This window comes from Sphaerisporangium krabiense, from assembly GCF_014200435.1.
Taxonomy (GTDB): Bacteria; Actinomycetota; Actinomycetes; order Streptosporangiales; family Streptosporangiaceae; genus Sphaerisporangium; species Sphaerisporangium krabiense.
The window spans coordinates 1,054,483-1,067,427 of record NZ_JACHBR010000001.1 but is presented as its reverse complement, the minus strand read 5'-3'; the positions used below and the strand labels follow the sequence as shown (position 1 = coordinate 1,067,427).

At 71.9% G+C, this 12,945-nt stretch carries 13 protein-coding genes; 9 read left to right on the top strand and 4 right to left on the bottom strand.

The window, feature by feature from the left end:
* Positions 1-19 precede the first annotated feature (19 nt).
* The 3 genes from BJ981_RS04595 to BJ981_RS04585 all read right to left on the bottom strand — a co-directional run bounded on the left by BJ981_RS04595 (position 20) and on the right by BJ981_RS04585 (position 2,499).
* The gene (locus tag BJ981_RS04595; protein ID WP_184608469.1) at positions 20-313 is read right to left on the bottom strand and encodes a hypothetical protein; all 294 of its coding nucleotides are present in this window, start codon (positions 311-313) and stop codon (positions 20-22) included.
* Positions 314-559: 246 nt separating this feature from the next.
* Positions 560-1,858, bottom strand: coding sequence for a PP2C family protein-serine/threonine phosphatase (locus BJ981_RS04590; RefSeq protein ID WP_184608468.1), 1,299 nt, complete (start codon positions 1,856-1,858; stop codon positions 560-562).
* 251 nt (positions 1,859-2,109) lie between these two features.
* Positions 2,110-2,499, bottom strand: coding sequence for a RidA family protein (locus BJ981_RS04585; protein ID WP_184608467.1), 390 nt, complete (start codon positions 2,497-2,499; stop codon positions 2,110-2,112).
* 165 nt (positions 2,500-2,664) lie between these two features.
* Between BJ981_RS04585 and BJ981_RS04580 the strand changes: the two genes are divergently transcribed.
* Entirely contained in the window at positions 2,665-3,762 is a 1,098-nt protein-coding gene (locus BJ981_RS04580) for a serine hydrolase domain-containing protein (protein WP_184608466.1), read from the top strand.
* Positions 3,763-3,964: 202 nt separating this feature from the next.
* A complete protein-coding gene (locus BJ981_RS04575; RefSeq protein WP_239139468.1) occupies positions 3,965-5,581 on the top strand; it encodes an alkaline phosphatase D family protein in 1,617 nt (538 codons plus the stop codon).
* A 59-nt stretch (positions 5,582-5,640) separates the two neighbouring features.
* On the opposite strand, the gene BJ981_RS04570 is transcribed toward BJ981_RS04575, so the two are convergent.
* A complete protein-coding gene (locus BJ981_RS04570; RefSeq protein WP_184608465.1) occupies positions 5,641-7,074 on the bottom strand; it encodes an alkaline phosphatase PhoX in 1,434 nt (477 codons plus the stop codon).
* A 289-nt stretch (positions 7,075-7,363) separates the two neighbouring features.
* On the opposite strand from BJ981_RS04570, the gene BJ981_RS04565 reads away from it, so the two are divergent.
* The 7 genes from BJ981_RS04565 to BJ981_RS04535 all read left to right on the top strand — a co-directional run bounded on the left by BJ981_RS04565 (position 7,364) and on the right by BJ981_RS04535 (position 12,848).
* A complete protein-coding gene (locus tag BJ981_RS04565) occupies positions 7,364-7,744 on the top strand; it encodes a helix-turn-helix transcriptional regulator (protein WP_204070479.1) in 381 nt (126 codons plus the stop codon).
* A gap of 5 nt (positions 7,745-7,749) precedes the next feature.
* Positions 7,750-8,166 carry a VOC family protein gene (locus BJ981_RS04560; protein WP_184608463.1) on the top strand — a complete coding sequence of 139 codons (417 nt, stop codon included), beginning with the start codon at positions 7,750-7,752 and terminating at the stop codon, positions 8,164-8,166.
* Positions 8,167-8,251: 85 nt separating this feature from the next.
* On the top strand, positions 8,252-8,713 hold the full coding sequence (locus BJ981_RS04555) for a MaoC family dehydratase (protein ID WP_184608462.1): 462 nt from the start codon (positions 8,252-8,254) through the stop codon (positions 8,711-8,713).
* 55 nt (positions 8,714-8,768) lie between these two features.
* On the top strand, positions 8,769-9,491 hold the full coding sequence (locus BJ981_RS04550) for a phytanoyl-CoA dioxygenase family protein (protein ID WP_204070464.1): 723 nt from the start codon (positions 8,769-8,771) through the stop codon (positions 9,489-9,491).
* An 86-nt stretch (positions 9,492-9,577) separates the two neighbouring features.
* Entirely contained in the window at positions 9,578-10,630 is a 1,053-nt protein-coding gene (locus tag BJ981_RS04545) for an LLM class flavin-dependent oxidoreductase (RefSeq protein ID WP_184608461.1), read from the top strand.
* A gap of 192 nt (positions 10,631-10,822) precedes the next feature.
* Positions 10,823-11,284: a hypothetical protein gene (locus BJ981_RS04540; RefSeq protein WP_184608460.1), complete on the top strand. Its 462-nt coding sequence runs from the start codon at positions 10,823-10,825 to the stop codon at positions 11,282-11,284.
* Positions 11,285-11,294: 10 nt separating this feature from the next.
* Positions 11,295-12,848: a multicopper oxidase family protein gene (locus BJ981_RS04535; protein WP_184608459.1), complete on the top strand. Its 1,554-nt coding sequence runs from the start codon at positions 11,295-11,297 to the stop codon at positions 12,846-12,848.
* Positions 12,849-12,945 lie beyond the last annotated feature (97 nt).

Below are 12,945 nucleotides of genomic sequence, written 5' to 3'. Positions count from 1 at the left end.
GCCCGCCCGGCCCGCGCGGTCAGGAGTCCAGGGTGGGCTGGTGCTCGCCTCGGTCGACGGTGATGGTGATGCGCCAGGGGGTGGCGTAGCTGACCACGGGCCGGCCCAGCATCTCGCCGACGTTGTGCGCGACCTCCTGCCAGCGCCGCCGGTCCTGCTCGGTGTCCGCCGACACGCTCACCGAGCCCTTCGTGAGGATCATCTCGCGCACCCATTCGGTCATGTTCCGCTGGAACCGCACCTCTTCCTCCGAGGTGAGCGGCATGGGCGTGTAGCCGCGGGGCATGGGCGCGGCGCGGTGTCCGTGAGTCATGCGGGCCAGCGTACGCCGAGGTGGCGGATTCCGGCGCGACGTTCCTGGGCGGATTCGGACAACCTCCGACTTCCAGCTACCCCGAGGGTGGAATCAGACATAGGTGCATTCTGTTCATGGAGTCCTCTTTTGTGTCGCTGAAAGCCCCAGACCCCGATTTATTCCGCTGAAACTAGATATCGGGGTCGGTTGCCCCAGACAAGACTCCGAGGTTCGTCACGGTGCCGGATCGCGGTTGTTATGTCCTTAGACCGCCTTGGCGAGTAGTAAAGCGATGTCGTCGTGTTCGTCCACCGGGCGCTGGTACTCGACGACAAGGTCGCAGATTCGCTCCATTCCGCGGGGCGCGCCGCTCAGCAAAGAACACAGCGTGACGATTCCCTCGCTGATGTCGTGTCCCCGTCTCTCCACGAGCCCGTCCGTGTACAGGGCGAGCATGCTGCCCGCGGGCATGGCGGCCTCGCAGATCTCGTAGCCATCCCCGCCCGCGCCGAGCGGGGGCCCCGGGACGACGGGGACGAGGGCGGCCTTGCCGGCGGGGTCGACGAGCACGGGCGCCAGATGTCCGGCGCTCGCGACCTTCAGGGCGCCGTCCGCCCGGTCGTACTGCGCGTAGAGGCAGGTGGCGAACTGGTCGGGGTTCAGGCGGTGCGAGACGTGGTCGAGTCGCGCCAGCAGCTCGCCCGGGTCGAGGTCGAGGCTGGCCAGGGTCTGGATGGCCGTCCTCATCTGGCCCATCGTCGCGGCGGCCTGGACGCCGTGGCCCATGACGTCGCCCACGACCAGCGCCGTGCGGTCGTCCGGCAGCGGGATCGCGTCGAACCAGTCTCCGCCCACCGCGGCCAGGGCGCTGGCGGGCCGGTAGCGGTGGGCGACCTCCAGGCCCGGCGGGTGCCGCAGGCAGGAGGGCAGCAGGCTGCGCTGCAAGGTGAGCGCGGTGTACCGCTCGCGGATGTAGAGCCGCGCGTTGTCGATGCAGGTCGCGGTGCGGGCGGCCAGCTCCTCGACGACGGCGACGTCCGCCTCGGCGAACGGCGCGCTGTGCGGCAGCCTGGTCAGCACGAAGAAGCCGAGGACGTCGCCGCGTGCGAGCAAGGGAACCGCCAGAAGGGAGCAGCCCGGCAGAAGGCGCGAGATGATCTCGCGGCCGAACGCCTGGGCGCTGTCGTCGGCGGCGGCCTGGTCGAGCCTCGGCACCAGCATCGGCTTGCGCATGGCCATGGCCTGCCCCTGGGGCAGCACGTGGCCGGGGTAGCGGACGATCTCGCCGATCGGGAAGGCGGTGTCCCACGCCCACGGGTTGTCGGTGGCCACCGCGGTGGCCACCCGCCGGACCGGCGACGCGGCGGGATGCGCGGGGAACTCACCTTCGGTCATGATGCTCTCGGGAACGTTGATCGCGCCGCAGTCCGCGAGCCGGGGGACGGCGACGTCCATGAACTCGCGGCAGGTCCGGGTCAGGTCGAGTGTGTTGCCGATGCGCTTGTTCGCGTCATGGAAAAACGCGAGCCGCTCTTCGGATCCGGCCGTTCCCTTGAGTCGCAACGCGGCACGATCGCGCGGGTCTTTCAACACCAGATCAGGATTCACCGGGCAGTGTCCTCCCGATTGTGCGGGCCTCGTCCTTGAGAAGCCTCAAGAATAAGCCTGTATATCGCGCCATTTCGCAGAGCGCCGCGTGTGGAGGGGGAGCTTTTCTGACCTGTGATGTCAGGTGATCGGCACGATGCCGGGGCGTCACCTGTCCCGTCTTCGCCGACAGGGCCGTGTTCTGCGGATTTCCGGCCCGCGAGAGCTCACGCGCCGCCGGCGCGCGCGGTGACCTCGATCTCGATCCGGATGCGCGGGTCCAGGAGCCGGCAGGACATCATGGTGGCGGCCGGCCGGACCTCACCGAAACAGCGCTGCAAAGTCGGCCAGCAAGGCTCGAAGTCCGCGGGATCCGGCAGGATGTACCGCACGCGCACGACGTCGGCGAGGGACGCGCCGGCCTCCCGCAGGGCGGCCTCGATGTTGCGCATGCACTGCTCCACCTGCGCGACCACGTCGTCGGCGATCGTCATCGAGGTGTAGTCGAAGCCCGTGGTCCCCGAGACGTGCACCCAGCCGTCGACGACGACCGCCCGGGAGTATCCGATGGCCTTCTCGAACGCCGACCCGCTGCTGATCAACCGCCGTTCCGTCATGCTCCGCATCCTCACAGCGGTGCCGGCGGATGTCCATCGGGCGGCGGAAGGCCGGGTTTTGTCGGACGTGTGTTCTAACGTTGGGCCGTACGTGATCGGCAATGGCGTGGCGGCGTCGGGCGGGCCGCCGTGTCCATCCAGGGAGCGCGATGGAAAGGGAAGCCCATGTCCGACCTTCAGAGTGATGTGCAGGCCCTGCTCGACGAGCTGGTCGAATCCGGCGCCGAGCGCGGCGCGCAGGTGGCGGTCTACCGGCACGGCGAGCTGCTGGCCGACGCGGTGGCGGGCGTCGCCGACCCGCTGGCCGGCCGCGCCTTCACCTCCGACACGCCCGTCTACGTCACCTCCACGGGCAAGGGGGTGATCTCCGCGCTGGTCCATCTCCTCGCCGAGCGCGGCGTGCTCGGCTACGACGCGCCGATCGCCACCTACTGGCCGCGCTTCGGCGCCCACGGCAAGCACACGGCCACCGTCCGCCACGCGCTCACGCACACCGCGGGCGTGCCCGGCCTGCCCGCCGACACCACCGCCGCGCGCTTCGCGGACTGGGACGCCATGTGCGAGGCCATCGCCGAGGCCAAGCCGTGGTGGGAGCCGGGCACCAAGATCGGGTACCACCCGCAGACGTTCATGTTCATCTTGGGCCAGGTCGTCCGGGGCGCCACCGGCAAGTCCATCTCGCGGGTCCTGCGCGAAGAGATCGGCGAGCCGCTCGGCGTGGCCGACGAGCTGTTCCTCGCGGTCCCGCCGGAGGAGCTGCCCCGCCTCGCCGTCATCGAAGAGAGCGCCCCGCCCATGGAGCTGCCGCCCGAGATGCTGGAGTCCATTCCCTTCTTCCGGGTCGTCGACGGCTACACCGCCGGGCCGCTGAAGGCCATGCCCGACGCCGCCTTCAGCAACCGGCCGGACGTGCTGACCGCCGACTCCGGCGCCACCATGAGCGCGCGGGCCCTCGCCCGCGTGTACGACGCGCTGCTGAACGGGCTGATCTCGCCGGAGCGGCTGCGCGAGGTCTCCACGGTGGCGGTGTCGGGTACGGACGAGATCACCGGCATGCCCGCGAGCTGGGGCCTCGGCTACTCCGTCGGCCTCACGTCGTCGCTTCCCGCTCCGACCGTCTTCGGCATGCCCGGCAGCGGCGGCACGGCGGGCTTCGCCGACACCGCCAGCGGCTTCGCGGTGGGCGTCACCAAGAACCGCATCTCCGCCGGCGACTTCTCCACCGTCGAACGCGTGGCCCAGACCGTCATGAGCCACGCCTGACACCGCGCCGCGTCTGACGCCACGGCCACGCCACGCCACGCCCGATCCACGCCGCGCCCGACGTCACGCCACCCCTGACGCACGCCGCGCCGTGCCGGGCGGTGGCGGCGGGAGGGACCGGGGGCCGGCGACGCCGGGAACGTTGGGTGAACGGTTGCGGCGAGGGGTTGCCCGGCTTCCTACCCGGCAGTAACTTCCGGTCGTGACCCAGACGATCATGCGCCGTGACTTCCTCAAGGCCGCCGCCGCCGGCACCGGCGTCGCCGTGGCCGGTCTGACCACAGGAGCGGTGGCCGACGCCTCGGCGGACGCCTCGTTCTTCCGGCACGGCGTCGCCTCCGGCGATCCGCTGCCCACCGCCGTCATCATCTGGACCAGGATCACGCCCGTCCCCGAGGCGACCCCCGGCAGCGGCGCCGGCCCCGCCGCCGAGGTCGCCTGGCAGGTCGCCACCGACCCCGGCTTCGGCCGGGTGGTGGCCTCCGGCACGCTGGCGACCGGCCCCGACCGCGACCACACCGTCAAGGTGGACGTCCAGGGCCTCGCGCCCGCGACCACCTACCACTACCGGTTCCTGTCCGGCGGCCAGGTCTCGCCGACCGGCCGGACGCGCACGTCCCCCGGCCCGCGCGACACGGTCGCCGGGCTGCGGCTGGGCGTGGTCTCGTGCTCGAACTGGGAGGCCGGGCGCTTCGCCGCCTACCGTCACCTCGCGGCCCGCGAGGACCTGTTCGGCGTCGTCCACCTGGGCGACTACATCTACGAGTACGGCACGGGCGAGTACGCCGCGCGGGGCGTCGTCGTGCGGCCGCACGCGCCCGCCCACGAGATCCTCACGCTGACGGACTACCGGATCAGGCACGGCCAGTACAAGACCGACCCCGACCTGCAGGCCCTGCACGCCTCCGTGCCCTGGATGGTCGTCTGGGACGACCACGAGGTGGCCAACGACGCGTGGTCGGGCGGCGCGGAGAACCACACCCCCGCCACCGAGGGGCCGTGGCCGGCGCGGCTGGCGGCGTCCCGGCAGGCGTACTTCGAGTGGATGCCGGTGCGGACCGGCCCGTCCGGCGAGATCCACCGCAACCTGCGGTTCGGCACCCTCGCCGACCTCACCATGCTCGACCTGCGCAGCTACCGCTCCCAGCAGACCTCCGGCACCGCCGTGGACGACCCGTCCAGGACGATCACCGGAGACGCGCAGATGGCCTGGCTGAAGAACACCCTGACCACGGGCGACGCGCGGTGGCGGCTGATCGGCAACTCGGTGATGATCAGCCCGCTCGCCCTCGGAGCCCTGCCCGCGAGCGTGCTCGGCCCGCTGCGCGAGCTGCTCGGCGTCCCCGAGGGCGGCTACGGCCTCAACAGCGATCAGTGGGACGGCTACACCAACGACCGCAAGGAGCTGCTCGCCGTCCTGCCGGCCGGGACCGTCTTCCTCACCGGCGACATCCACACCACCTGGGCCAACGACGTGCCGCTGAACGCCGCGACCTACCCGTCCACTCCTCCGGTCGCGGTGGAGTTCGTGGTGCCCTCGGTGACCAGCGACAACGTGGACGACATCCTGAAGGTCCCCGCGCGGACGGTGTCGCTGACCGCCGAGGCCCTGATCAAGGCGACCAACGGCCACGTGCGCGCGGTGGAGCTGGACTCGCACGGGTACGGCGTGCTGGACGTGCGCCCCGAGCGCGTCCAGATGGACTGGTACAAGGTCTCCGGCCGCACGCAGGCGGACGCGCGCGCCACGTGGTTCAGCTCGTACGCCAGCGCCTACGGCAGCCGCAGGCTCACGAAGGCGTCCGGCCCGGTCGCGTAGCGCCGGGGGACGTGGACGCGTCCGGCGGCTCCCCCGCGAGCCGCCGGACGCGCGGGCCGTCAGTGGTGGCCGCCGTGCCCGTGGTCGTCGCCGTGCCGCCCGCCCCAGGGGCCGGTGATGGCGAAGACGTAGCCGGGGGTCTGGATGTTCGCGAAGAGGATCTTCCCGTCCTGGCTGAACGTCGGGCCGGTGAACTCGCTGTCGTTCAGCTCGTTGCGCGCCATCGGGTAGGTCTTGCCCGAGTCGCTGACGCCCACGAGGTGCGAGAGGCCCTCGCCGTCCTCGGCGAGGATCACGCCGCCGTACGGGGAGACCGTGATGTTGTCGGGGCCGTCGTAGTCGGTGTCGGCCTCCGGGTCGGGGTTGACGCCGAAGATGGTCTTCAGCGTGATCGTCTCGGACTCGGGGTCGTAGAACCAGACCTGGCCGTCGTGCTCGTTGAGGCTGCCGTCGGTGTGGCGGGCGTAGCTGGCGACGAAGTAGGCGCCGCCGTCGCCCCACCAGGCGCCCTCGAGCTTGCGGCTGCGGGTGATCTGGTCGTCGGTGAACTGCTTGCGCGTGGACACGGCCTTGGCGTCACGGTCGGGGACCGCGACCCACCTGACCTTGTACTTCGTGCCCGGCTGGGTGGCCTCGGACAGGTCCTTGACGTGCTTGCCGCCCTTGAAGGCGCTCAGGGCCTCCAGCGTGCCCGCCGTGTCGCCGCCCTCGCCCAGCGCGAGCCGCCGCAGCGCGCCCTTGCGGCCGCGGAAGCCGCGCGGCGGGGTCCAGCGGTAGTAGAGGCCGTTGGGGCCGCTCGCATCCTCGGTCAGGTAGATCTCGGAGTTGCGCGGGTTGACCGCGACGGCCTCGTGCGAGTAGCGGCCGAGGAACTTCAGCGGGACCGGGTCGCGGTTGGCCTCACGGTCGAACGGGTCCACCTCGAAGACGTAGCCGTGGTCCTTCTGGTAGGCGCCGCCGGCCTTCTGCTCGGTCTCCTCGCAGGTGAGCCAGGTGTCCCACGGCGTCACGCCGCCCGCGCAGTTGTTGTGCGTGCCGGCGACGCTGACGTACTCGCGGACGCGCTCGCCGCGGGAGTCGACCTCGATGTTGGTGCAGCCGCCGTGCGCGCCCGGGTCGTAGGTCAGGCCCTCCAGGGCGGGCACGGCGTACGGTTCGCCGCCGCCGATCTCGTGGTTGTTGACCAGGACGAAGCCCTTGGGGCCGCGGAAGCAGGCGGTGCCGTCGGCGTCGCTGGGGGTGGGCTCGCCGGTCTCCAGGACGGTCTTGCCGGCCTGGGCGACGATCTTGTAGGTGAAGCCTTTGGGGAGCGCGAGCAGCCCGGCGGGGTCGGCGACGACCGGGCCGTAGCCGACGGTCCTGCCGAGGCCGGCCTGCGCGGCCTGGGCGGCGGCGGGGCCCGCGATGGCCTCGATGCTGCCGGCGATCGCGATGCCGAGCCCGCCCGCGGCGCTGGAACGCAGCAGGTCGCGGCGAGAAATAGGAGAAGTCACTTAAAAGCACCTCTTCGGCAGACATAGGTGAGCAGTAGGACCTAATTCCTCATGGCTGAACGCGCCCTTCCCTGACACCCACGACCGGGTGAACGTGCGACCAACGATGATGAACCCCGCCGATCGCCTCGCACGCCGGCCCGCGCCGAGGAAGTCCCGGTGGCGACGGCGCCGCCCTGTCACGGGGCGGCTGTGACAGGCGCTGAGCTGCGGATCTGTCGGTGGCATGTGGGATGCTGGGCCGGTGACACCAGATGATCTGACCCGGTTGCGCCGGGCTCGTGACCAGATGGACCGCGACTACGCCCAGCCCATCGACGTCCCGGCCCTGGCGCGCACCGCCCTCATGTCCCCGGGGCACTTCTCCCGCAGCTTCCGTGCCGCCTTCGGCGAGACGCCGTACAGCTATCTGATGACGCGCCGCGTCGAGCGGGCCAAGGCGCTGCTGCGCAGAGGCGATCTGAGCGTGACGGAGGTCTGCTTCGCGGTCGGGTGTTCGTCGCTGGGGTCGTTCAGCTCGCGGTTCACCGAGCTGGTGGGGGAGACGCCCAGCGCCTACCGGGCCCGCCGCCACGACGCCGGAGCGACCATCCCGGCCTGCTACGCCAAGATCTTTACGCGGCCGGTCAGGCATCAGGCAGCGAAAGACGCATCGCGTCACATAGCGTGACGAACATGCAGCTCAAGCTTCAGAACTTCTTCCTCGCCGTCGACGACTCCGACAAGGCGCTGCACTTCTACCGCGACGTCCTCGGGTTCGAGGTCCGCACCGACGTCTCCTTCGAGGGCATGCGCTGGCTCACGGTCAGCCCGCCCGCCCAGCCCGACATCGAGATCGTCCTGCACCCCGCCGGCGTGCACCCGGACGCCTCCCCGGCCGACCAGGAGGCGCTCACGGCGCTGCTGGCCAAGGGCCTGCTCGGCGGCGCCGTGTTCGCCACCGACGACTGCGACGCCGCCTTCGCGCACATCCGCGACTCCGGCGCCGAGGTCGTCCAGGAGCCGATCGACCAGCCCTACGGCGTGCGCGACTGCGCCTTCCGCGACCCGGCCGGCAACATGCTCCGCTTCGCGCAGCAGCCCGCGCGGTAGTCCTCGGCGGCGCCGTGGCCCGCCGCCACGGCGCCCCCGCGGTCGTGGCGATCAGGGCGCGGCCCGCGCGGGTAGGGTTTCGCGCATGCGGATATTCGGGAACGTGCAGGAACTCAAGGAGAGCGTCGGGGAGACGTTCGGCCCCACCGAGTGGCGGACCGTCACCCAGGAGCAGGTCAACCTGTTCGCCGACGCCACCGACGACCACCAGTGGATCCACGTGGACGTCGAGCGCGCGGCGGAGGGCCCCTTCGGCGGCACCATCGCCCACGGGTACCTGAGCCTCTCCCTGCTGCCCGCGTTCCTGCAGGAACTGGTCGAGGTCAAGGACATCCAGATGGCGGTGAACTTCGGCCTCAACAAGGTCCGTTTCCCGAGACCGGTGCCCGTCGGCGCCCGCGTCCGCGCCACGGCCGAGCTCGCCGCCGTCAAGAACTCGCCCGCCGGGCGGCTGACCACGTTGAACGTCACGGTCGAGGTCGAGGGCGAGCGCCGTCCCGCCTGCACGGCCGAGGTGCTGCTGCTGTACGTGCCCGCCGAGGGCTAGCGGCCCCCGAACGCGGGCGGGAAAACCGGTGGACGCCGCTGTTAGCGTGCACGGCATGGCCATCATCGATGTCGACCGGTTCATCGCCGACGGGTTCGTCAAGCTGGAGGCCGCGGCGCCGCGTGAGGTCGGCGACGCGGCCAGGGCGCTGCTGTGGGGGCAGATCGGCCTGTCCGCGGACGACAGCGCCGGCTGGAAGCAGCCGGTCGTGTGGGCGTCCGATCTCACGGGCGTGGGCCCGTTCGGGCAGCTCATGCGGAGCCCGCGGCTGGCCGGGGCCCTCGACGAGATCTGCGGCCCGGGCGGCTGGACTCCGCGCGGCGCGCTCGGCATGATCCCGGTCCGCTTCCCTCTCCCTCCGGTCGTCGACGACCGGGGCTGGCACATCGACGCCAACGCCGCGCAGCCCGGCGGCGGCTACCTGTGCAGCGGGCGGCCGGAGTCGATGCTGCTGCTGGTCCTGCTGTCGGACGTCGGCCCCGACGACGCGCCCACCCGCATCCGGGTCGGCTCGCACCGCGACGCCGCCGCGGCGATGGCCGGGCTCGCGATCGACCCGTTCGAGGCCGGCCCGCTGGTGGACGCCGCCTCCGCGCACCGCCCGCTCGCCTACGCCACGGGCGTCCCCGGCGACATGTACCTGGTCCACCCCTTCACCGTGCACGCCGCCGACGAGCATCGCGGCGCGGAGCCGAGGTTCATGTCGCAGGGCCCGATCTTCCTCGCCGAGCCGCTGACGTCCGAGGGGACCAACGCCCTCGCCCGGGCCATCGCGTGACCCCCGCCTGAGCCGTCGCCGGAATTCCGGGACGGCCGCCATGGTTGCCGGTGTACGGCTCAGGCTGGAAGAGAAAGAGGCGAATGATGTCCGCACCACTGGAGTTCGCGGTCGACACGTTCGGGGACGTCACCCTGGACGCGGACGGGAACCGGCTGCCGTACGCGCAGGTGATCCGCAACGTCGTCGAGGAGGCCGTGCTGGCCGACCGCGTGGGCATCGACGCCATCGGCATCGGGGAGCACCACCGGGACGACTTCGCCATCTCGGCCCCCGAGATCGTGCTTGCCACGATCGCCGGCCGCACCGAGCGCATCCGCCTCGGCACCGCGGTGACCGTGCTCAGCTCCGACGACCCGGTCCGGGTGTTCGAGAAGTTCGCGACGCTGGACGCGGTGTCCGACGGCCGCGCGGAGATCATCCTCGGCCGCGGCTCGTTCACCGAGTCGTTCCCGCTGTTCGGCTACGACCTCGCCCAGTACGAGGAGCTGTTCGAGGAGAAGCTGGACCTGTTCTCGCACCTGCTCGACGAGGGGCCGGTCACCTGGCGCGGCCGCCTGCGCCCCGGCCTGAAGGACCAGCACGTCTACCCGAAGACCGAGTCGGGCCGGCTGCGCACCTGGGTCGGCGTCGGCGGCAGCCCCGAGTCGGTGATCCGCGCGGCCCGCTATCGCCTGCCGCTCATGCTGGCCATCATCGGCGGCGCGCCCGAGCGTTTCGCGCCGTACGTCGACCTGTACCACCGCGCGCTCAAGCAGCTCAAGGCGGACCCGCTGCCGGTGGGCGTCCACTCGCCCGGCCACATCGCCGAGACCGACGCGCAGGCGCGCGAGGAGCTCTGGCCGCACTACAAGGCGATGCACGACCGCATCGGCCGCGAGCGCGGCTGGGGTCCGACCACCCGCGAGCGGTTCGAGGCCGAGGCCGACGAGGGGGCGCTGTACGTCGGCGCGCCGGACACGGTCGCCGCCAAGATCGCCAAGACCGTGCGCGGGCTCGGCGTGGACCGCTTCGAGCTCAAGTACAGCTCCGGCCCGCTTCCCCATGAGAAGCTCATGACCACGATCCGCCTCTACGGCGAGGAAGTGGTGCCCCGGGTGCGGCGCCTGCTGTCCGAGGCCCCGGTCACGACGGGTTAGGCCCGATTCGCCCGCGCGGCCCCGCGAGTGGCCGCCGGTCCAACTCATCGACAAGTGCCCGCCAAGGCGGATTCCCTAGCGTCGCCCGCGTAAGCAACCGGCGTCCGGAGACGGACGCCGTCCGACGCAGGCGGAGGATCGCATGCCCCGCGGCACGACCGGGCCCCTCGTGGCCTCGATGGGGAGAATCCCGTGAAACTCGCATACAAGGTGATGGCCTACCTGATCGCCGTGGAGGTCGCCGTGCAGGCGGCCATGATCGTGCTCGCCGACGCGGGCCTCAGCAAGTACGTCGAGCAGGGCGGCGTGTTCGACAAGGCGACCATGGAGAGCGACGCGTCGCCGTTCCCCGAGATCGTCGGCTTCATGATCCACGGCATCAACGGCATGATGGTGATCCCGGTGGCCGCGCTGCTCCTGCTGATCTTCTCGTTCTTCACGAAGGTCCCCGGAGCGGTCAAGGCGGCGGGCCTGGTCCTGCTGCTGGTCGTGGTGCAGATCGCGCTCGGCATCCTCGGTCACGACGTGTCCGCGCTCGGCGCGGTGCACGGCCTCAACGCGCTGCTGCTGTTCGCCACCGCCCTCTACGCCGCCCGCCGGGACCGTGCCGCGCAGGCCGTCGCCGCGCGGCCGCGTGCCGGGGCCTACAGCTGACGGCGCCGTCATGAACGCGACGCGCCGGCGCGGCGCCCGCCTCGCCGTCGCGGGCGCCGCCACCCTGGCCATCCTCGGTCCGCTGGCCTGGTTCTGGCAGGCCAGCCTGATGCCGTCGGCGTACTCCGTGATGGACATGGGGTACGCCGACCACGGCGGCCGTCCGCCCGGCCCCGCCGGCCACCAGGCCCACGCGGCGGCCGGACACGGCGCGGCGACCGGCGCGCCGGGACACGGCGCCCAGCACGGGACGGGCGCGACGGGCGGCGCGCGCAGCGTCACCTCGCTCACCGCCGACCCCGGCCGCCCGGCCGACGTCGCGGTCACCCTCGTCGCGCGGCGCGAACGGTTCCGGCTGGCCACCGGCCGGTCCGTCGACGGGTACACGCTGAACGGCACGTCGCCCGGCCCGGTGATCCGCGCCCGCGCCGGGCAGCTCGTCGAGGTCCGGCTCGTCAACGCCTCGGTGCCGGACGGCGTCACGCTGCACTGGCACGGCGTGGACGTGCCGAACGCGGCGGACGGCGTCGCCGGGGTGACCCAGGACGCGGTCACCCCGGGCCGCTCGTACACCTACCGCTTCGTCGCCGACCAGGCCGGGACGTTCTGGTACCACTCCCACCAGATGTCGCACGAGCAGGTGCGGCGCGGGCTGCTCGGCGCCCTGGTGGTGTCCCCGGCCGCGCCGCCGCCCGCGGGGACGGCCGACGTCGTGGCCCTGCTGCACCTGTACGACGGCGCGCGGACGCTCAACGGGCGCGAGGGGGACCTGCGCGCCGAGGCACGTCCCGGCGACCGCGTGCGCGTCCGCGTCGTCAACACCGAGAACGGCCAGACGCCGGTGTGGGTGGGCGGCGCGCCGTTCCGGCTGCTCGCCGTGGACGGCACCGACCTGAACGGCCCGGCTCCCGTGCGCGACACCGCCGTCCTGGTGACCGCGGGAGGCAGGGCCGACTTCGAGGTCACCATGCCCGCGGACGGCTCCCCGGTGCGGGTGCACATCGGCGGCCCGACCGGCGTCGTGCTCGGCTCGCGCTCCTCCGACGCGCCCGCCGTCCCCCGGCCCGCGGCCACGCTGGACCTGCTCTCTTACGGGAAGCCCGCGCCCATCGGCTTCGACCCGGCCAAGGCCGACCGGCGGTTCACCTACGACATCGGGCGCCGGCCCGGCTTCCTCGACGGGCGTCCCGGGGTGTGGTGGACGGTCAACGGGCACATGTACCCGGACGTGCCGATGTTCGTGGTCGCGGAGGGCGACGTGGTCCGGATGCGCGTCTCGAACCACAGCGGCGAGACCCACCCCATGCACCTGCACGGCCACCACGCCGTGGTGCTCGCCCGCGACGGCGTCCCGGCGACGGGCGCGCCGTGGTGGGTGGACTCGCTGGAGGTCGGCAACGGGGAGTCGTACGACATCGCGTTCGTGGCCGACAATCCGGGCATCTGGATGGACCACTGCCACAACCTCCCGCACGCCACGGAAGGGCTGGTCGCGCACCTGATGTACGAGGGCGTCACCACCCCGTTCCTGGCGGGCGACTCCGCGGGGAACGTGCCGGAATGATTTAGGGGCGGGACGGGTCAGACTCATGAAGGATTACGGGGTGATATCTCCTCCCAATGCCCTATATGTCGGCATGGGTGGCGTGCCGGAGAATTCA

Bases quoted from the DNA above. Each gene is read 5' to 3' on its own strand.
- BJ981_RS04545 (WP_184608461.1), top strand. From the start codon at position 9,578: ATGTCCGCACCACTGGAGTTCGCGGTCGACACGTTCGGGGACGTCACC.
- BJ981_RS04555 (WP_184608462.1), top strand. From the start codon at position 8,252: ATGCGGATATTCGGGAACGTGCAGGAACTCAAGGAGAGCGTCGGGGAG.
- BJ981_RS04560 (WP_184608463.1), top strand. From the start codon at position 7,750: ATGCAGCTCAAGCTTCAGAACTTCTTCCTCGCCGTCGACGACTCCGAC.
- BJ981_RS04585 (WP_184608467.1), bottom strand. From the start codon at position 2,499: ATGACGGAACGGCGGTTGATCAGCAGCGGGTCGGCGTTCGAGAAGGCC.
- BJ981_RS04595 (WP_184608469.1), bottom strand. From the start codon at position 313: ATGACTCACGGACACCGCGCCGCGCCCATGCCCCGCGGCTACACGCCC.
- BJ981_RS04550 (WP_204070464.1), top strand. From the start codon at position 8,769: ATGGCCATCATCGATGTCGACCGGTTCATCGCCGACGGGTTCGTCAAG.
- BJ981_RS04535 (WP_184608459.1), top strand. From the start codon at position 11,295: ATGAACGCGACGCGCCGGCGCGGCGCCCGCCTCGCCGTCGCGGGCGCC.
- BJ981_RS04580 (WP_184608466.1), top strand. From the start codon at position 2,665: ATGTCCGACCTTCAGAGTGATGTGCAGGCCCTGCTCGACGAGCTGGTC.
- BJ981_RS04565 (WP_204070479.1), top strand. From the start codon at position 7,364: ATGGACCGCGACTACGCCCAGCCCATCGACGTCCCGGCCCTGGCGCGC.